Below are 19303 nucleotides of genomic sequence, written 5' to 3' on the forward strand. Positions count from 1 at the left end.
CAGGTGGCAGCGGGCGCTCAGTCGCCCTGCCAGACATGCGTCAGATGGCGCGGCAGGCGTCCCGGTGCAAGCAGGATCACGTCGATCCGCGCATCCTGGCCAGACCGCACGAAGCGCGGTATCAACGCTTCGGTTGCAGCAGCGACCCTGCGCAGGCGGTGGTGATCAATCGCAAAATCGAGTTCCGCTGCACTCGCCCGGTGCTTCACCTCGACGAACGCGACAATGCGACCGCGCCGCGCCACCAGATCCACTTCGCCAAAGGGCGTGCGCACCCGGCTTGCCAATATCCGCCAGCCCTTGAGCCGCAACCACCATGCCGCCATGCGTTCAGCGCGCCGACCTGCCGCCTCGGCCTGCCTGCGCCGCGCCTCAGCCATCGCGGCTCGCCATGATCTGCGCGTACAGCGCCTTGCGATCGAGCCCGAAGCGTTTGGCGACTTCGCCTGCAGCCTTGCCCGGCGGCATGGTCGCGAGCGCGTCTTTCAAGGCAGCCTCGACATCGTCCGCGTCCGCCTCTCCGGCATCGGCCAGTGGCGGGCCGACAACCAGCACGATCTCACCCTTCGGCGTGGCATCGGCGTAAAAGGCAGCAAGCTCGGCCAGCGTCCCGGTGCGCGTTTCCTCGAACTTCTTGCTGATCTCGCGGACGACTGCCGCCTCGCGGTTGCCCAGACCTGCCTCGAGCGCGGCCAGGCACGCCGCAATCCGCTTGGCGCTTTCATAGAACACCAAGGTTGCCGGGATCGCCGCCAGCCCGGCAATCTCGCGATCGCGCGCACCAGCCTTGTTGGGCAGGAAGCCGTGGAAGTAAAATCTGTCCGTCGGAAGCCCCGCCAGCGTCAGCGCCACGATCATCGCCGACGGCCCCGGGATCGAATGGATCGTCACCCCGGCCTCGCGCGCCTCGCGCACCAGCTTGTAGCCGGGATCGGAAATCAGCGGCGTGCCGGCATCGCTCACCAGCGCCACCGGACCCTGCAAAGCCGCAGCAATCAGCCGTTCACGATCAGCAGGCCGGGCATGGTCGTCATAGCGCGCCAGGGGTCGCTTGAAACCCAGATGGTGCAACAGTCCCCCGGTCACGCGGCTGTCCTCGCACGCGATCAGGTCGGCCTGCTCCAGCACCTGCCGGGCGCGTGCCGACAGATCACCAAGGTTGCCGATTGGTGTCGCAACGATATACAGGCCGGGTTCGGGATCAGGAATCACGCGGATGTTCATGGACCGGCAGCGCGGGAGCGACAAGCAGTGAAACACCTCTATCGAAAATGGCAGGCCATCCTCATGCTGGTGCTGGGCACCCTGTTCCTGGCAGCGTGCCAGACGATGGTGCCCAAGACCACGCCGCCCTCCACCCCCAGCCAGCAGCCTGACCAGCCCACCACGCGGCCCGATGATGGCCCGATCACCGGTGTGCTGCCCAGCGATGCGTCGCGCCACCGCGTCGCGCTGCTGCTGCCGCTTACGGGCAAGGACGCCGCCGTCGGCCAGTCGATCGCCAATGCGACCACGCTGGCCCTGATGGACACCAAGGCCAGCAATATCCGCATCACCAGCTATGACACGGCGCGCGGCGCGCAGGCCGCAGCCCAGCGCGCGATCGCCGATGGCAATCGCCTGATCCTCGGCCCGCTGTTCGGCGATGATGTCGTCGCCATCGCCTCTGCCGCCAATGCTGCCAAGGTTCCGATCATCAGCTATTCGAACGATGTCGGCATCGCGGGCAACAATGTCTTCGTGATGGGCTATGTGCCCGCGCAGTCGATCGACCGCGTGGTCCGCCACGCCCGCGCGCAGGGCATCACCCGCTTTGCCGCGCTGGTGCCCGCCGGAACCTATGGCCAGCGCGCCTCGTCCGCCATGCTCTCGTCGGTCAAGGCCGCAGGCGGCACCGTGGTGTCGATGCAGAGCTATGGCGCAGGCAACGCCGCGATCACCACCGCTCTCAAGAAAATGCAGGGCGACAGCGAATATGAAGCGATCCTGATCGCCGACAGCGGGGCCGCTGCCATCCGTATCGTTCCGCTGATCCGCGCCAATGGCGGCACCGATGCGCGCATCCTGGGCACCGAACTGTGGAACACCGAACGCACCCTGCCCGCATCTGCGGCGATGCGCGGCGCGTGGTTCGCCAGCGTCTCGGATGGCCTCTATCGCCAGTATGCCGCCAAGTACCGCGCGCAATTCGGCACCGATCCGTTCCGCTTCTCGACCCTGGGCTATGACAGCGTGCTGCTGACCACCCGTATCGCGCGCGACTGGAAGCCCGGCACCGCCTTCCCGATGGACCGCCTGCGCGACGCCGGCGGTTTCATCGGCCTCGACGGCGCCTTCCGCTTCGGTCGCAATGGCGTGGCGGAACGCTTGCTCGAAGTGCAGCAGGTTGGCGCTGGCACGCTGACGGTGGCGTCACCTGCACCGAAGAGCTTTGCAGATTGAGCCAAACGCGCCATCCATTCACTCGGTAAGTCACACAAAAAACCGCCGTTGCGAGGGCTCGCAGCGGCGGTTTTTTGTAACCCTGTCAGGCGCGGTCAGAGCTCAGCCGATCGACTGACCGGTCTTGGCCCAATCGGCCATGAAGCCTTCGATGCCCTTGTCGGTCAGCACGTGCTTGAACAGGCTGCGGATCACCGATGGCGGCATGGTGGCGACGTCGGCGCCGATGCGCGCGGATTCGAGCACGTGGATCGGGTGGCGGACCGAGGCCACCAGGATTTCGGTGTCGAAGGCATAGTTGTCATAGATCAGGCGGATGTCTTCGATCAGCGCCATGCCGTCGAAGCCATTGTCGTCATGACGGCCGACGAAGGGCGAAATGAAGCTTGCGCCAGCCTTGGCGGCAAGCAGTGCCTGGTTGGCCGAGAAGCACAGGGTCACGTTGACCATCGTGCCATCGTCGGTCAGCTTCTTGCAGGTCTTGAGGCCGTCGAGCGTCAGCGGAACCTTGATCGCGACATTGTCGGCGATCTTGCGCAGGATCTCGGCCTCTTTCATCATCGTTTCGTGGTCGAGCGCGACGACCTCTGCCGACACTGGACCTTCGACCAGCGCGCAGATTTCCTTGGTCACTTCCAGGAAATCGCGGCCCGACTTGGCGATCAGCGAGGGGTTGGTGGTCACGCCATCGAGCAGCCCGGAAGCGGCCAGATCAGCGATTTCAGCGGTATCGGCGGTGTCGACGAAAAATTTCATGGGCTTGGCTCCTGCGCATGGGGGGCGATTCTTGCGCCCGCCTATAGCGCTTGAGGCCGCAGGCGTTAACGGAAAATCGGGCGCCCGGCCTTCGACAGGCTCAGGCACAGCGGAGCTGGACACCCTCTCCCCCCGCACCCGGGAGGAGAGAGGATCGGTTCAGCCCTCGGTCTTGGCGGGCTTCTTTGCCGGAGCTTTCTTTGCCGCAGGTTTTTTGGCAGGCGCCTTTTTCGCGGCGGGCTTCTTGTCCGCTGTCTTCTTTTCGGCCGCCTTTTTCGGCGCTGCCTTCTTGGCTGCGGGCTTCTTGCCCTTTTTCGCCGGTGCCTTGGCGGCCCGCTCGGCAATCAGCGCCAGCGCTTCGTCCAGCGTCAGCTCGTCCTTGTTCTTGTCCTTGGGGATGGTCGCATTGACGCTGCCATCGGTGACATAGGCGCCATAACGGCCATCCATGATCTTGACGTCGGTATCGGTCGCCGGGTTCTTGCCCAGCACCTTGAGGGGCTCGGGCGCGGCGCGGCTGGAGCGACCGGGATTGGCGAGCGCCTCTGCCAGCTTGACCACAGCGGCGTTCATCCCGGTCTCGAACACGTCCATCGTGCCCGACAGCTTGGCGTATTTGCCGTTGTGCGAAAGATACGGGCCATAGCGGCCAATGCTCGCGGTGATCATCGCGCCCGTCTCGGGATGCGCACCGATTTCACGCGGCAGCGACAGCAGCTTGAGCGCCCATTCGAGTCCGAAATCCTCACCCGGAACATCCTTGGGGATGGACGAGCGCTTGGCCTCCTTGCCCTCGCCCAGCTGAACATAGGGTCCGAAACGGCCCGACCGCTTGGTGACGGGCTCGCCGGTGACCGGATCGTTGCCCAGCTCTTCGGGTCCGGTGTCCGCGCCGTCGCCCTCGCCGCCACCCTGGGCAAAGCGCCGGGTATATTTGCATTCGGGATAATTTGAGCAGGCGACGAACGCGCCGAACTTGCCGCCGCGCAGCGCCAGACGCCCCTCGCCACATTTCGGGCACAGGCGAGGATCGCCGCCGTCAGCCTGTTTGGGGAAGAGATACGGCTCGAGGAAGATATCGAGCTCGGCCGTGATCTCGGACGGCTTCTGCTCCATGACTTCGGCCGTCTTGGGCTTGAAATCGCGCCAGAACGCTTCGAGCACCGCGCGCCAGTCGGCCCGCCCGCCACTCACATCGTCGAGCTCTTCCTCGAGCCCGGCGGTAAAGTCATAGGCGACATAGCGCTCGAAGAAGCGCTCGAGAAATCCTGTGAGCAACCGCCCCGATTCCTCGGCGAAGAAACGGTTCTTCTCGACCTTCACATACGACCGGTCCTTGAGCACCTGAATGATCGAGGCATAGGTCGATGGCCGCCCGATGCCGAGCTCCTCGAGCCGCTTGACCAGCGACGCTTCCGAAAAGCGCGGCGGCGGCTGGGTGAAGTGCTGCACCGCATCGACCGATTTCTTCGCCGGGCTGTCACCCTTGGACATGATCGGCAGCAGACCGCCATCCTCGCTGTCGCTGTCATCCAGCCCTTCCTCGTAGAGCGCGAGGAAGCCGGGGAACTTGACGACCTGGCCATTGGCGCGCAGCGCGGTGCGCCCGGTGCCATCGACCAGCTCGACCACGGTGCGTTCCAGCAGCGCGGTCGCCATCTGGCTGGCCAGCGCGCGCTTGAACACGAGGTCGTACAGGCGAGCATGGTCGCCCGACCCGGCTTTGTCGCGGCTGAAATCGGTGGGACGGATTGCCTCATGCGCTTCCTGCGCGTTCTTGGCCTTGGTCTGGTACTGGCGCGGGGTCTCGGGCAGATAATGGCCAGAATAGCGGTCCGAAATCGCCTTGCGCGCTTCCTGGATCGCGCCGGGGTCCATCTGCACCCCGTCGGTCCGCATATAGGTGATCGCGCCGTCCTCGTAGAGCGACTGCGCGATCCGCATCGTGTGGCTGGCCGAGAAGCCGAGCTTGCGCGCGGCCTCCTGCTGCAGCGTCGAGGTGGTGAACGGCGGCGGCGGGTTGCGCTTCAGCGGCTTGGTCTCGACCGTCTCGACGGTGAAATGGCCCGCCTCGACCTTGGCCTTGGCAGCCTCTGCGGCACCGGCGTTGCCCAGCGACAGCTTGTCGAGCTTTTCGCCCTCAAGCCGCACCAGACGCGCGGTGAAGGGCTGTCCGCCCTGCTCCATCTGCGCCGAAACCGACCAGTATTCCTGCGCGGTAAACGCCTCGATCTCGCGCTCGCGCTCGACGATCAGCCGCAGTGCGACCGACTGCACGCGGCCTGCCGACTTGGCGCCGGGCAGCTTGCGCCACAGCACCGGCGAGAGCGTGAAGCCGACCAGATAATCGAGCGCGCGGCGGGCGCGATAGGCATCGATCAGATCAGTATCGAGCTGGCGCGGCGCGGCCATCGCCTCTGTCACCGCTTTCTTGGTGATCGCGTTGAACGTCACGCGCTCGACCGCCTTGGGCAGCACCTTGCGCTTGGTCAGCACCTCCAGAACGTGCCAGCTGATTGCCTCTCCCTCGCGGTCAGGGTCGGTCGCGAGGATCAGTCGGTCGGCCTTCTTGGCCTCGTCGGTGATCGCTTTCAGCTGGCGCGTCTTGTCCCCATAGGCTTCCCAGACCATGTCGAAATCATTGTCGGGATCGACCGAGCCATCCTTGGGCGCAAGGTCGCGGATATGGCCATAGGACGCCAGCACCCGGTAGTCCGAGCCGAGATACTTTTCGATGGTCTTGGCCTTGGCGGGCGATTCGACGATAACCAGCTGCATTTTTTGTATTTCCTGGAAGCTCTCACGTGTGCGTGTAAGCTGGGGGGCGTTATCCGCATTCGTCAAGGCCGTCCAGTGCAGGCATGCCCGCTCAAATGAGCGACACCCGGCCTGCCGCGTGGCGCTCAACCATGCCGGCCAGTTCCAGGTCGAGCAGGATCATCTGCACAGCGCCGCTGTCCAGCCCGGACTGGCGCACCAGTTCGTCGATGCCGACGGGCGATTGGCCGAGCAGGCTGACCAGCTCGCGCCGTGCCGTGTCATCCGGCTGCGCGATCGCGCATTCGGGCACATAGGGCTGGGGCGATGCGGCGATGCGCTGCTGCAGGGTCCCGGCAAAGGGGGATATCAGCTCCAGGATATCGCCGACCCCCTGCACCAGAGTAGCGCCATTCCGGATCAGTTCGTTGCAGCCGCGCGAGCGCGAATCGAGCGGCGATCCGGGGATCGCCATGACGTCGCGCCCCGCCTCGGCGGCCAGCCGCGCGGTGATCAGCGAGCCCGAACGCGGGGCAGCCTCCACCACCAAGGTGCCGATCGCCATGCCGGCGATGATCCGGTTGCGATACGGAAAGTGCCGCGCCAACGGTTCGGTTCCCGGCGGCTGTTCCGCTATCACCAACGCTCGTTCGCCCATCGCCGCCTGCAGACCCTGGTTCTCGGGCGGATAGCTGATATCGATGCCCGAGGCGATCACCCCGGCAGTCGGCGCTGCGCCATGGCCGCTGATGCGCATTGCACCCTCATGTGCGGCAGTGTCGATGCCGCGCGCCAGCCCCGACACCACCAGAAACCCGGCTTCGACCAGCTCTCCTGCCAATTGCCGGGCCAGGCGGCATGCAGCGGCAGAAGCATTTCGCGCGCCGACCATCGCGATGGCAGGACGCTGCATCAATGCGGCATCGCCGCGAATGGTCAGCACTGGCGGGGCGTTGTCGATGTGGTGCAACAGGGCAGGATAGTCGCCATCGTCGGCGAACAGATAGCGGGCACCGGCAGCGGCTACCTTGCGCGCTTCGGCTGCGACCTGCGCAACCGTGGCGATGCGGATCGAACGCCCGCCGGCGCGCTGCACCAGATCGGGCAATGCCTCAAGGGCATTGAGCGCGCTGCCGAAGCGGGCGAGCAGCTGCGCGAAACTGACCGGGCCGATGCGTTCGCTGCGCAGCAGGCGGATCCGTGCAAGATGCTCGGCATCAAGCACGATGGCTGCCCGGAACTGCGCAGACTATGCGGCGGACTTGCCAATCTTCGGCTCGGTCCCCGCCATCAGCCGCTGAATGTTGCCGCGATGCTTCCACAGCACGAACCCCAATGTGACCATGAAGACCCACAGCGCCAGCTCCATTCCGAACCACCATGCCGCCACCGGCATCGCGGCGGCTGCGATCATTCCGCCCAGCGACGAAAAGCGCGAGGCAAAGGCGACAGCCAGCCACACCACGGCGAAGACAACGCCAAGCGGCCAGTAAAGCGCAATCGCAATGCCAAGCAAGGTGGCAACGCCCTTCCCGCCGTTGAACTTGAGCCAGATCGGATACAAATGCCCCAGGAATGCCCCCAGGCCGGCAATCGGCCCGCTGCCCGGCGCCCCCGTCTCGGCAATCGCGATCGCCACCGCACCCTTGCCCAGATCGAACAGCAAGGTCGCTGCGGCCAGCCCCTTGCGTCCGGTGCGCAGCACGTTGGTCGCACCGATATTGCCCGATCCGATGCTGCGCAAATCACCCGCGCCCGCCATGCGGGTGAGGATGATGCCGAAGGGGATGGAGCCCAGCAGATAGCCCAGCAGCAACAGGCCGCCCAGCGTCGCAACTGCGATTCCGGCCAGATCGTTCATCGTCGACACCCTTATAGCAGCGCATCCAGCAGCGCCGATTGCGTGATAGGCAGCATGGCGGTTTTGGCAAGCATGGTTGATCGCGAGCGTGGCGATGCTAAGCGTGCGGCATGACGCACATCTCGCCGAACGCACCTGAAATCGCCGCTGACGCACCGCTGCTGTTCTTCGATTCCGGTGTCGGCGGGCTGACCGTGCTCGATGCCGCGCGGCATGCCCTGCCCGATGCGCCGATCGTTTATGCTGCCGATTTTGCCGGATTGCCTTATGGCGAGAAGACCGAGGCAGAAATCGCCGCGCGCGTCCCCGCTCTGCTGGGTCGCCTGGTCGAACGTTATCGCCCGCGGCTGATCACCATCGCATGCAACACCGCCTCGACCATCGCGCTGCCCCAGGTCCGCGCCGCGCTCGACCTGCCGGTGGTGGGGACGGTGCCTGCGATCAAACCTGCATCCGAACAATCGGAAAGCCGCGTCATCGGCGTGCTGGGAACCGAGGCCACCGTACGCCAGCCCTATGTCACCAATCTGGCGCGCGAGTTTGCCAGTGATGCGACGATCATCCGCTTCGGAGCGCCTGAACTGGTCCGCGCCGCCGAAATGAAACTGCGCGGCGAGCTGCCTGACCCTGCCATTTTCGTGCGGGCGGTTCAGGGTCTGACAAGCCAGGAACGCGCCGTGGCAATCGATACCGTCGTGCTGGCCTGCACGCATTTTCCGCTGGTCCAGGACGAGCTGGCCGCTGCTTTTGGTCGTCCGATCAACTTTGTTCACGGCGCACAGGGCATTGCCCGCCGGATCGCGTATCTGACCCGTTCGCAGACCTTTGTTGGCAACGGCCTGCGCTTTGTCGCAACCGGCACAGCCAGCGGCATTGCCCCCTATATTCCAATGCTCAGGCAGCGCGGCTTTGCATCGTTCGACACGCTGTAACGCATTTTTTGATCGACTGGTTCGATCATGCAAATGGGCAAATTCCGTTGGGCTCCCGAATAGCTCTGGCTTAACCCCGAAGCACTGAAACCGTACTTGCGGTATGAGCGCATGGGATCAGGGTAGGACGATTTGTCCAACCTGCCCCCATCAGTTGCGAGCCATTATCGCTGGAAATACGGGATATTGTTGCTATTACAACGCCAGCATATGCGTGGGGCTAGGTCGCATTACCGCAGCGCACAGCTTGGGTTATCACTCGTCGAAACTAAGGTGACCGCGTGAATTACGACCAGATTTTTGAAGCTGCGATTGATCGGCTGCATGCCGAGGGCCGCTACCGCGTCTTTATCGACATCCTGCGCAACAAGGGCGCCTATCCCAACGCGCGCTGCTTCCACGGCCATAATGGCCCCAAGCCGATCACCGTGTGGTGCTCCAACGACTATCTCGCGATGGGCCAGCACCCCAAGGTGATCGAGGCGATGGAAGAGGCGCTGCACAATGTCGGCGCGGGTTCGGGCGGCACGCGCAACATCGGTGGCAACACGCATTATCACATCCAGCTCGAGGAAGAGCTTGCCGACCTGCACGGCAAGGACAGCGCCCTGTTGTTCACTTCGGGCTATGTCTCGAATGACGCCACGCTGTCGACGCTGGCCCGCATCCTGCCGGGCTGCATCATCTTTTCGGATGAGCTCAACCACGCCTCGATGATCGCCGGTATCCGCAATTCGGGCTGCGAAAAGCGTGTGTTCCGGCACAATGATGTCGAACATCTCGAAGAGCTGCTCGCCGCCGAAGACCCGGACGTTCCCAAGCTGATCGCGTTCGAGAGCGTCTATTCGATGGACGGCGATGTCGCCCCGATCCATGCGATCTGCGACCTTGCGGACAAGTACAACGCGCTCACCTATCTTGATGAGGTTCACGCCGTCGGCATGTACGGCGCGCGTGGTGGTGGCATCTCCGAACGCGACGAGGCAGCGCAGCGGCTGACGATTGTCGAGGGAACGCTGGGCAAGGCGTTTGGCGTGATGGGCGGCTATATTGCTGCCGACCAGCGCATCATCGACGTGATCCGCAGCTATGCCCCGGGCTTCATCTTCACGACGTCGCTCTCGCCGGTTCTCGTGGCAGGTGCGCTCGCCAGCGTGCGGCACCTCAAGCAGTCGAGCGAGGAGCGGGACGGCCAGCAGGAAGCCGCAGCACGCCTGAAGCGGCTGTTTGCAGAGGCCGGCCTTCCGGTGATGCAGTCGACGACGCACATCGTGCCGCTGATGGTGGGTGACCCTATCAAGGCCAAGCGGATCAGTGATATGCTTCTGGCGGAATACGGCGTATATGTGCAGCCGATCAATTTCCCCACTGTGCCGCGCGGCACCGAACGGTTGCGCTTCACACCCGGTCCTTCGCATGACGAGGCCATGATGCGCGATCTGACGTCCGCATTGGTCGAGATCTGGGACAGGCTGGAGCTTCGCAAGGCTGCCTGACACCATGACGCCACAACGCTACAGCTTGGGTTCGATCGTTCTCCACTGGCTGATAGCCGCAGCGTTGGTGTTCCAGATCGTCTTTGCGGAATCGCTGGAAGGGCCGCGCGGGCCCGATCTGTTCGCGCGTTTCCAGCTGCACAAGTCCGTTGGCATCACCATCCTGCTGCTGAGCCTGGTCCGACTGGGCTGGCGCTTTGCCGCCCCCCGGCCTGCCCCGGTGCCAGGTCCGAAATGGGCGATGACATTGTCATCAGTGGTGCACGCCGGTTTTTACATCTTCATGATTGCAGCGCCAGTGACGGGCTGGATCCTGGTTTCGACCTCGAAGATCAAGGTCGATACCCTGCTGTTCGGCACGATCCCATGGCCGCATCTGCCGGTGCCCGCCGCATGGGGCGAACCTGCCGAATTCCTCCACCATTTCATGCCCAACGTCGCGATTGCCCTGTTCGTGCTGCATGTCGTAGGCGCGCTGCGGCATCAGTATATGCTGGGTACGCCAATCCTCGCGCGGATGCTGCCCGGCGGCCAGGGCAAGGCAATGGGCGCTGTACTGCTCGCAGCGGCGATCATCCTGGGCAGCGTGCTGCTGGGCAAGATCGCAGATCCCAAAGCCAGCGCCACAGCGCCCACCAAGACGGAAGTGGTCGCGCAGCCGGTGGCCGACCCTGTTCAAACTGAAGCGCCAGTGGCGCAAGATGCCGAAACCGCTCCGGCAGACGATGCTGTGGCAGAAGACGATACCCCTGCCGAACCACGCACATGGGCGGTCGCCCCCGGCGGCAGCCTGGGCTTTACCGCACGCTGGAACGGCGAGCCGGTCAACGGCAGCTTTTCGCGCTGGTCGGCCAACATCCTGTTCGATCCCGAAGCGCTCGAGGGATCGAACATCGAGGTCAGCATCGATCTCGCCTCGGTCGATACCGGTGACAGCCAGCGCGATGGCACGCTGACCGACAGCGACTTTTTCGACACCTCGCGCTTTGCCAAGGCGACCTATCGCGCGACCCGCTTTCGGTCGCTCGGCGGCAACCGCTACCGCGCGGATGGCACGCTGAGCCTGCGCGGCGCGAGCAAGCCGGTGCCGGTCAGCTTCACGCTCGACATCGACGGCAACCGCGCCCGGGCACGCGGCACTGCGACGATCGATCGCACCAGCTTCGGCGTCGGCCAAGGCGATTACGCGAGTACGGCCGAGATTGCAGGCCCGGTTGCGGTGAACTTCGACTTCAGGGCGACTGCGCGCGATTGAAGCTGCGCGGCGGGCACTCCATATCGCTGGCCTATGGCGCAAACCCAGCACTGGATCGAACCCTTTCCCCACGGCATTTACGTTCGGCCTGCCGATGCGTGGATCGACCCCTCGCGCCCGGTACCGCGAGCGCTGGTGACGCACGGCCATGCCGACCATGCGCGTGGCGGGCATGGCGCGGTCTGGGCGACGCCTGAAACGCTGGCGATCATCAACCTGCGCTACGGTCGTTATGCCGACGAGCATGCGGTCGATTACGGCAGCTCGATCGAGCTGGGCGGAGTGCGCATCTCGTTCCACCCCGCAGGGCACGTGCTGGGATCGGCGCAGATCCGGCTGGAGTATCAGGGTGAAACGGTGGTGGTTACGGGTGACTTCAAACGTCGCCCTGACCCCAGCTGCGCGCCGTTCGAGCTGGTCCCGTGTGATATCTTCATCACCGAGGCGACCTTTGGCCTGCCCGTCTTCCGCCATCCGCCGACCCCTGACGAGATCGCCAAGCTGCTCGCCATGCTGCATGCCCATCCGCAAGGCTGCGTGCTCGTCGGCGCTTATGCACTGGGCAAGGCGCAGCGGGTGATCGCCGAGCTGCGCGATGCGGGCTTCGAAGACCCGATCTATCTGCACGGCGCGCTGGAAAAGATGTGCGCGCTGTATGCCGAGCACGGCATCGATCTGGGCGAACTGCGCCCCGTTGCCGGAGCCGACAAGAGCGAATTGATGGGCCGGATCATCCTTGCCCCACCATCAGCATTGGCCGACCGCTGGAGCCGCCGCCTGCCCGATCCTGTCACATCCATGGCATCGGGCTGGATGCGGGTACGCGCGCGCGCCCAGCAGCGCGGCGTGGAGCTGCCGCTAATCATCTCCGATCATGCCGATTGGGACGAGCTGACCCAGACCATCCGCGATGTCGCTCCGCGCGAGGTGTGGGTGACGCACGGACGCGAAGAGGCCTTGCTGCGCTGGTGTGAACTCCATCAGGTCAAGGCGCGCGCGCTGGCGTTGGTGGGCCGCGAAGACGAGGACGACGCCTGATGCGCGCCTTTGCCGCCCTCATCACGCAGCTGGGCTATACCCGCTCGCGCAACGCCAAGGTCGCGCTGATCGCGGACTATCTGCGCGCCACGCCCGATCCCGATCGCGGCTGGGCGCTCGCCGCGTTGACCGGCGAGGCGGACTTTGCCGCCGTCAAATCCTCCGCCGTGCGCGCGATGGCGATGGAGCGGGTCGATCCCGAGCTGTTCCGCCTCAGCCGCGATTTCGTCGGCGACACCGCCGAAACCGTGGCGCTGATCTGGCCCGAGATGGGCACACCTGCCAACGACCTGCGCCTCGCCGATGCCGTCGACAGCTTCGCCAGCGTCAGCCGTGCCCGCGCGCCGACCCTGCTCGCCGAATATATGGACCAGCTGGACAGCGATGGCCGCTATGCACTGATCAAGCTGGCCACGGGCGCGATGCGTGTCGGCATCTCGGCGCGGCTTGCCAAGACGGCCTTTGCCCAGGCCTTCGGCGTGGACGTCGATGCGGTCGAAGAGGTCTGGCACGCGCTTGCCCCACCGTACGCGAGCCTGTTTGCCTGGGGCGAAGGTGGCCCGCGCCCCGACCCCGAAGGCACGCCGTATTTCCGCCCCTTCATGCTCGCGCATCCGCTCGAGGACGGCACGGTGGACCTCGCCGACTATGCCGCGGAATGGAAATGGGACGGCATCCGCATCCAGATCGTGCGGATCGGTGACCAGGTGAAGCTGTTCAGCCGCGGCGGCGACGATATCACCGCTGCTTTTCCAGATATCGCCGCAAACATGCCGGTGGAAGGCGTTTTCGATGGCGAACTGCTGGTGCGCGGCCAGGCCCAGATGGGTGAGGCGGCGAGCTTCAACGCACTGCAGCAACGGCTCGGCCGCAAGACCGTCTCGGCCAAGATGCTCGCCGAGGCGCCGGCATTCGTACGGCTCTATGATGTGCTGATCGACGGGACCGAAGACCTGCGGCTCCTGCCCTGGCACTTGCGACGCGCGCGGCTCGAGCAGCGGGTGACCGCGCTGCCTGCCGACCGTTTCGACCTGTCACAGATCATTGCAGCCAGCGATTTTGGAGAGCTGGGCCGAATCCGCGATGGCGCGCGCGATGCAGCGATCGAGGGCGTCATGCTCAAGCGGCGCGACAGCCTGTACGTGCCGGGGCGGCGTGTGGGCCTGTGGTACAAATGCAAGCGCGATCCGCTCACCGCCGATTGCGTGATGATGTACGCCCAGCGCGGCAGCGGCAAGCGCTCGTCTTTCTATTCCGATTATACCTTCGGCTGCTGGACCGAAGACGGCGAGCTGGTGCCAGTCGGCAAGGCCTATTCGGGCTTTTCGGACACCGAGCTCAAATGGCTCGACAAGTTCGTCCGGCAGAACACGCTCAATCGCTTCGGCCCGGTGCGAGAGGTGGAAAAGTCGCTGGTGCTCGAGGTCGCTTTCGATTCGATCCACGAATCGAAGCGGCACAAATCGGGCATCGCCATGCGCTTTCCGCGGATCGCGCGGTTGCGGCGAGACAAGCCGGCAGCAGAGGCCGATACAGTGGCCGCGCTGAAAGCGTTTATCACCTGATTGACCAGCGAGTCAGCCTCCCAGCACCGCATATTGCGCATAGCCTCGGTAAAGCGGCCGATGGACGAGCGGCAGTCGGCGCTCCTGCGCCGTGTGGCGGGCGATGGCTTCAAGATCGGCCCTGGGGTTCACCTGAAACCGGGCGAGCCAGGCGTGCAGTCCCTTGCCGAACCAGGTCGGCAGCCCGCCTTGATCGCCGAAATCGACGATGTGCAGCCTTCCCCCTGGTACCAGCGCCTGAGCGGCGGCAGCGATTGCCTGCTCCCAGCCGGGGATCATCGAGAGCGTGTACGAACAGAAGACGCGGTCGAACCCGCGCACGCCGAACAATCGCTGCGTCGAAAAATCGGTCGCATCGCCGCGGGTCAGGAATATGCGGTCCTGAAGCCCGGCATTGCGTACCTGCTGGCGCGCGCTTTCCAGCATGGCCTCTGAGATGTCGAAGCCGAAGAATCGCGCCTGCGGGTAGCGCCTGGCCGCCACGATCAGGTTCCTGGCCGTGCCGCAGCCCGCTTCCAGCACTAGCCCGCCAGGCGGTGGTGCCAGATCATCGATCAGCCGGTCACGCCCCAATAGGTAATATTTGCGGGTGAGGTCATAGATATGCCGCTGCGTCCGGTAGATTGCGTCCATCGCATCGGCATGGCTGCGCTCGGGTGCATTGGCCTCACTTGAGGACATACAGATGCACCCCGCCATAGATCGAGGAGCGGTCGCGCCGGGTATAGCCCAGCGAGTCATGGGCGCGGTAATCCCAGCGCGCCAGCAGATCGTCGGGAATACGCCCCGGCAGCAGGCTGGGCTCGGCAGCGGTGCGGAACAATACGCGGGCACCGGGGCGCGCCGTGCGGGTGATCTCGGTCCACAGCGTGGTGAGCTGCTGGTCATTCATCCAGTCCTGCGCGTCGAGCAGCACATAGCGATCAAGGCTGGCATCCGCGCTCGCCTGCAGCCGCTCGATGAAATTGGCATGCTCAACCTCGACCCGGCATGCCCGCGCCCGGATGAGATCGTAATGCTGCGCCTGCAGATACGGGGGCAACGATTGGTCGGCGCCCTTGCCATAGCCCCGGCCAAAGGCCTGCCAGGCGAAATAGTTGTCGCGGATCTCGAAGTCGCAAGCCAGCTTTTCAAGGCGCTTGCGCAACACATCTGCCATCTTCTCGTCACCCGCCAATGCCTCGAACTGCGCAGGGGGGATGCCCAGGCCGAACAGTGCGGGCGGCTGATCCGTCAGCCAGCGGACGAACTTCTTGTCGAATACCGGCGCCAGATGCTGTTCGAAGATGGCGCGCTGCTCTTCGAGCGACTGCGCCTTGAGCATGCGGCCCAGGTCGACCTTGTACAGTCGCGCCAGCAGATGCGCGGTACCGATGAAACCGCCCAGCAGGCCGCGCTTGTAGACGCCGCTGCCGAAGCCGCCGATCCGCCGCCGCCCAGCAAGGTCACGCCCCTCCCAATATCGGCGGCTGGTCTCGTCAAGGTGCGGACGGATATGGTGGTGATAGGCGCGGATGTTGTCGGCGCGATCCGCTTCGGCAAAGAAGCGGTGAAAATGGCCATAGTCCGGCAGATGTTGCGCGGCAGCGACCTTGAGCTTGTTGAGCGCAATGTGCGCGGTGTTCAGATCGACCGCGATGATCTGTGCCGGGTCCGCCACCAGATACGACAGGACGTTGCATCCGCCCGAGGCGATGGTGATGATTCGGCTGTCGGGCTGGATCTGGAGCGCCTCCATATCCACGACCGGGTCTTCCCAGATCTGCGCATACACCAGCCCCTTGAAGGCAAAAGCGAACGCACGTTCGAACAAACCCTGTTTCGTCGTGGTGCCTGCCTGTGTGACGGCGTCGACGATCTTGGTGTTGCGCATCGGTCCGGCCATGCTGGTGATCCCCCTGTCCTGTGGTGCAATCGGAAACTGCGTTCCGATCCGCGCGCTAGGATGGTTGCATGACCTGTGCATGACCGATTGGCGACGATGCCTGTCACATTTGCCGGCAACCCGGAATCAAAAGGCCCGCCGGTCTGGGGGGACCGGCGGGCCTGTGATGAGCCAGGAAGAAAGGGGGTCAGCCCGGCATCACCACGGTGTCGATCACGTGCACCACACCGTTGCTCTGCATGACATCGGTCTGGGTCACGATCGACTTGCCGCCCTTTGCGTCAGTAAGGACGACATTCTGACCCTGCAGCGAGGCTGTGAGGGTTCCACCCTGCACGGTCTTGATTACGGCCTTGCCACCGCCCTGCTTGATCAGCGCGACGATATCCTTCGCCGTCACCTTGCCGGCAACGACATGATAGGTCAGGATCTGGGTCAGTGTGGCCTTGTTCTCGGGCTTCACCAGCGTCTCGACGGTTCCGGCGGGCAGCTTGGCAAAGGCATCATCGGTAGGGGCGAACACCGTGAACGGGCCGGGCGATGCGAGCGTGTCGACAAGGCCTGCGGCCTTGACCGCTGCGACCAAAGTCGTGAGGTTGGGCGCTGCGCTGGCGTTCTCGACGATGTTCTTGGCCGGATACATCGCGGCACCGCCGACCATCGAATGGTCACCCTTGTGGTGGTTGGCGAGCGCTGGGGCAGCAATCGCGAGGGTTGCAGCGGCGGTTGCGACGAGAAGCTTGGGGGCAGCGAATTTCAGCATATCGATCTCCGTGGTTTTCGTACCCTGTTGGGGAAGGTGGATACGGGGGCAGCTACGGAGGGAAATGAAACCCGGATGCGGGCGGGTTAACAATTGTCGAATATTTGGTTCTGGCGCATCACTGTTTTAGAAACGCCGACGCGGAACACAGGCGCACCGCGCCATATCCGGGCGGTTTTCCGGCGATCATGGCAAGCAGGTCAGGTGGTGCTCTCGACGGCCTGCGCGCTAGATGCGCTGGAGGCGTCCCTGCGCCACGGCCGGCGCGCTGGGCTTGTCAGGATCGGGCAATACCTTGGGCTCCATTGTCAGGATCAGGTTGCTCAGCGGATCGATGAACTTGCGGTGCCCTTCGGGGACCGCAATGCGGGTCACGCCGCCCCGCATCAGGCGGCCCAGCCGGCGTGGCTGGCCATCGGCAGGCACGATCCACAACTCCGGCTCGGTTTCGGTGACCGGCATGCCTTCCACTCGGACCAGCATCTCGGAGGTACTGCCATCGTAACGCGCAGTCAGCAGCAAGCCGTCGATCGGCCCTGTCAGCTGCGCCACTGCCATGTCTGGATTGGTCGCAGGCCTGGGTTCGATCGAGGGGCTCGGCCACAACAGCGCCAGCGCCAGCACCGCCGCAATGGCCGATGCTGCGAAGGTCGCAGCCTTCCAACCGGAAGCTGCATTGCGCGGCGCGATCATCGCGATCGGTGCGGGCTTGTCGTTCGCCTCTTCGGCATCGATCAGCCCGTCGATCCGCTCCATCAGCCCAGCAGGCGCTGCGATATCAGCAAAACCATCATACAAGGGCGCCAGGCGCGCGCGCCAGCCATCGACCTCTGCGGCAAAGGCAGCGTCAGACAGCAGCAGACGCAACGCGGTTGCGCGCTCTGCTCCCTCCAGCAGGCCCAGAGCCAATTCGGCCGCCATGGCAGACCGTTCGGGCATGGCATCACTGCTCACGCGACAGGCACTCCTTCAATTGCATCAGACCGCGGCGGATCCAGCTCTTCACGGTCCCCACGGGCTTGTCCATGGCCTCGGCGATCTCGGGATAGCTGAGCCCCTGGAAGAAACCTGCACGAATGGCGGTGGCACGTGCCGGCTCCAGCTCCGACATGCAGTGAAATATTTGCGCGCGGTCACCGTCCTGCGCCAGAGCGGCAGACGGATCGGCGGTTTCGTCCACCAGGGTTTCGGCGAGGTCGACAGGCAATGGGTCTTCATAACGCTGGCTTCTGCGCCAATCGATCGCCGCATTGCGTGCAATGGCGCACAGCCAGGCGATGGCGCTCGCCTTGGCCGGATCGAACGACCCGGCACGCTGCCAAACCTTGAGATACACGTTCTGCAATACGTCCTCCGCCGCGCCCCTGTCGATGCAGATACGGAGACAAACGCCGTGCAGTTTCGCAGAGGTCATCGCATACACGGTGCGGAGCGCTTCGCGGTCCTGTTGCGCCACGCGCATCAGTGCGGCCTGCAGGTCGGCCCGCCGTTCATTGCTGGCTGGCGTCACGGGCGGCTCACGATGCCAGAGCCCGCGAAAACAGCGCCGGTTCGACATTGCCGCCGGACAGGATGATCAGCGTGCGGTCGTCCACTTCAACCTTGCCTGCCAGCACCGCTGCCAGCGCTACCGCACCGCCGGGCTCGAGCACCAGTCGCAACCGTTCGTGCGCGTGCCGCATCGCACGGAACACTTCCTCATCGGACACACTCACCGCTTCGGCCTTGCGCTCCTTCAGGATGTCGAACGTCAGCGGTGACACCAGCGGAGTCTGAAGCGCATCGCACACCGTGTGGGGGGCATTGGCAGCAACAGGGACGATCCTCTTCCCGCGCAGCGAATTGCCCATATCGTCCCAGCCATCCGGCTCGACAATGGTCATCTTCGCGCCCGGCATGGCCAGCGCGATGCCGGCGGCCAGCCCTCCGCCGCCACAGCAGGCCACCACACGATGCGGGTGAATGCCGGCCTGGGCAATGATCTGAACCATCGCCTCCAGACCGGTGCTGCCCTGGCCTTCGATGATCCAAGGATCGTCAAAGCTGGGAACCACGACCGCTCCGGTCTCTGCCGCGATCCGGTTGGCAATGGCGACGCGGTCCTCGGTCCGGCGATCATAAGTGATGATCTCTGCCCCGTAGCCGCGCGTCGATTCGATTTTGCGCGATGGTGCATCGGCAGGCATCACGATTGTTGCCTTGATCTGCAGCCGCTTGGCGGCCCACGCAACGCCCTGCGCATGATTGCCGCTGGAAAAGGCGACGACGCCGCGCGCGCGCTCTTCCTCGGTCAGGTCCGACAGACGGTGCCAGGCCCCGCGAATCTTGAATGCCCCGATCGGTTGGAGGCATTCCGCTTTGCACCACAAAGTCATCCCCTCATGCTTCAACGGCATCAGCGGCGTCGGCGGAAGAATCGCCGATATCTTTTTGGCCGCACGCTCAATGCCTTCACGGCTTGGCTTGCGGTCTGCGTTAAGGGGATCACTTGGTTCTGTCATGCAGAGCCTCTATATGCACCCGCTAACAGCAATTCCAGCAATAAGGAAAAAC

The 19303-nt window shown here is 64.4% G+C and carries 18 protein-coding genes; 6 read left to right on the top strand and 12 right to left on the bottom strand.

Annotated features, from left to right (window positions below):
- Window positions 1-17: 17 nt before the first annotated feature.
- Both D618_RS0109485 and rsmI read right to left on the bottom strand, forming a co-directional pair.
- Window positions 18-380: a YraN family protein gene (locus D618_RS0109485; protein ID WP_017671275.1), complete on the bottom strand. Its 363-nt coding sequence runs from the start codon at window positions 378-380 to the stop codon at window positions 18-20.
- Window positions 373-1224, bottom strand: coding sequence for a 16S rRNA (cytidine(1402)-2'-O)-methyltransferase (gene rsmI / locus D618_RS0109490; protein WP_017671276.1), 852 nt, complete (start codon window positions 1222-1224; stop codon window positions 373-375). The genes D618_RS0109485 and rsmI overlap by 8 nt, the downstream gene beginning before the upstream one ends.
- A gap of 27 nt (window positions 1225-1251) precedes the next feature.
- On the opposite strand from rsmI, the gene D618_RS0109495 reads away from it, so the two are divergent.
- Window positions 1252-2442 (top strand): penicillin-binding protein activator, encoded by a 1191-nt coding sequence (locus tag D618_RS0109495; RefSeq protein WP_026091499.1) that lies wholly within the window; start codon window positions 1252-1254, stop codon window positions 2440-2442.
- 102 nt (window positions 2443-2544) lie between these two features.
- Here the strand turns inward: D618_RS0109495 and fsa are convergent, their stop codons facing one another.
- From fsa to plsY, 4 genes are all read right to left on the bottom strand, one after another.
- Window positions 2545-3198 (bottom strand): fructose-6-phosphate aldolase, encoded by a 654-nt coding sequence (gene fsa / locus D618_RS0109500; RefSeq protein ID WP_017671278.1) that lies wholly within the window; start codon window positions 3196-3198, stop codon window positions 2545-2547.
- A gap of 159 nt (window positions 3199-3357) precedes the next feature.
- Window positions 3358-5976, bottom strand: a complete 2619-nt coding sequence (topA, locus tag D618_RS0109505) for a type I DNA topoisomerase (protein ID WP_017671279.1) — start codon at window positions 5974-5976, stop codon at window positions 3358-3360.
- Window positions 5977-6067: 91 nt separating this feature from the next.
- A complete protein-coding gene (gene dprA, locus D618_RS0109510) occupies window positions 6068-7180 on the bottom strand; it encodes a DNA-processing protein DprA (protein WP_017671280.1) in 1113 nt (370 codons plus the stop codon).
- Between the two features lie 24 nt (window positions 7181-7204).
- Complete coding sequence (gene plsY / locus D618_RS0109515; protein ID WP_017671281.1) at window positions 7205-7816, bottom strand: glycerol-3-phosphate 1-O-acyltransferase PlsY; 612 nt, start codon at window positions 7814-7816, stop codon at window positions 7205-7207.
- A gap of 110 nt (window positions 7817-7926) precedes the next feature.
- Here plsY and murI point away from each other — a divergent pair, with 110 nt between their 5' ends.
- From murI to D618_RS0109540, 5 genes are all read left to right on the top strand, one after another.
- Window positions 7927-8748, top strand: coding sequence for a glutamate racemase (murI, locus tag D618_RS0109520; protein ID WP_017671282.1), 822 nt, complete (start codon window positions 7927-7929; stop codon window positions 8746-8748).
- 281 nt (window positions 8749-9029) lie between these two features.
- Window positions 9030-10244: a 5-aminolevulinate synthase gene (hemA, locus tag D618_RS0109525; protein WP_017671283.1), complete on the top strand. Its 1215-nt coding sequence runs from the start codon at window positions 9030-9032 to the stop codon at window positions 10242-10244.
- Between the two features lie 4 nt (window positions 10245-10248).
- Window positions 10249-11499 carry a YceI family protein gene (locus D618_RS0109530; protein ID WP_026091501.1) on the top strand — a complete coding sequence of 417 codons (1251 nt, stop codon included), beginning with the start codon at window positions 10249-10251 and terminating at the stop codon, window positions 11497-11499.
- A gap of 33 nt (window positions 11500-11532) precedes the next feature.
- The gene (locus D618_RS0109535; protein WP_017671285.1) at window positions 11533-12537 is read left to right on the top strand and encodes a ligase-associated DNA damage response exonuclease; all 1005 of its coding nucleotides are present in this window, start codon (window positions 11533-11535) and stop codon (window positions 12535-12537) included.
- Window positions 12537-14102: a cisplatin damage response ATP-dependent DNA ligase gene (locus tag D618_RS0109540; RefSeq protein ID WP_017671286.1), complete on the top strand. Its 1566-nt coding sequence runs from the start codon at window positions 12537-12539 to the stop codon at window positions 14100-14102. The genes D618_RS0109535 and D618_RS0109540 overlap by 1 nt, the downstream gene beginning before the upstream one ends.
- Window positions 14103-14114: 12 nt before the next feature.
- Here the strand turns inward: D618_RS0109540 and D618_RS0109545 are convergent, their stop codons facing one another.
- From D618_RS0109545 to D618_RS0109570, 6 genes are all read right to left on the bottom strand, one after another.
- Window positions 14115-14783: a class I SAM-dependent methyltransferase gene (locus D618_RS0109545; RefSeq protein WP_017671287.1), complete on the bottom strand. Its 669-nt coding sequence runs from the start codon at window positions 14781-14783 to the stop codon at window positions 14115-14117.
- Complete coding sequence (locus tag D618_RS0109550; protein WP_017671288.1) at window positions 14770-15987, bottom strand: DUF3419 family protein; 1218 nt, start codon at window positions 15985-15987, stop codon at window positions 14770-14772. The genes D618_RS0109545 and D618_RS0109550 overlap by 14 nt, the downstream gene beginning before the upstream one ends.
- Window positions 15988-16174: 187 nt before the next feature.
- Window positions 16175-16648 carry a fasciclin domain-containing protein gene (locus tag D618_RS0109555; RefSeq protein WP_238550655.1) on the bottom strand — a complete coding sequence of 158 codons (474 nt, stop codon included), beginning with the start codon at window positions 16646-16648 and terminating at the stop codon, window positions 16175-16177.
- Between the two features lie 330 nt (window positions 16649-16978).
- Window positions 16979-17704 (bottom strand): anti-sigma factor, encoded by a 726-nt coding sequence (locus tag D618_RS19025; RefSeq protein WP_152414620.1) that lies wholly within the window; start codon window positions 17702-17704, stop codon window positions 16979-16981.
- Window positions 17694-18260: a sigma-70 family RNA polymerase sigma factor gene (locus D618_RS0109565; protein ID WP_017671291.1), complete on the bottom strand. Its 567-nt coding sequence runs from the start codon at window positions 18258-18260 to the stop codon at window positions 17694-17696. The genes D618_RS19025 and D618_RS0109565 overlap by 11 nt, the downstream gene beginning before the upstream one ends.
- 7 nt (window positions 18261-18267) lie before the next feature.
- Entirely contained in the window at window positions 18268-19251 is a 984-nt protein-coding gene (locus tag D618_RS0109570) for a pyridoxal-phosphate dependent enzyme (protein ID WP_017671292.1), read from the bottom strand.
- Window positions 19252-19303: the final 52 nt, after the last annotated feature.

The organism is Blastomonas sp. AAP53 (assembly GCF_000331245.1).
GTDB lineage: Bacteria > Pseudomonadota > Alphaproteobacteria > Sphingomonadales > Sphingomonadaceae > Blastomonas.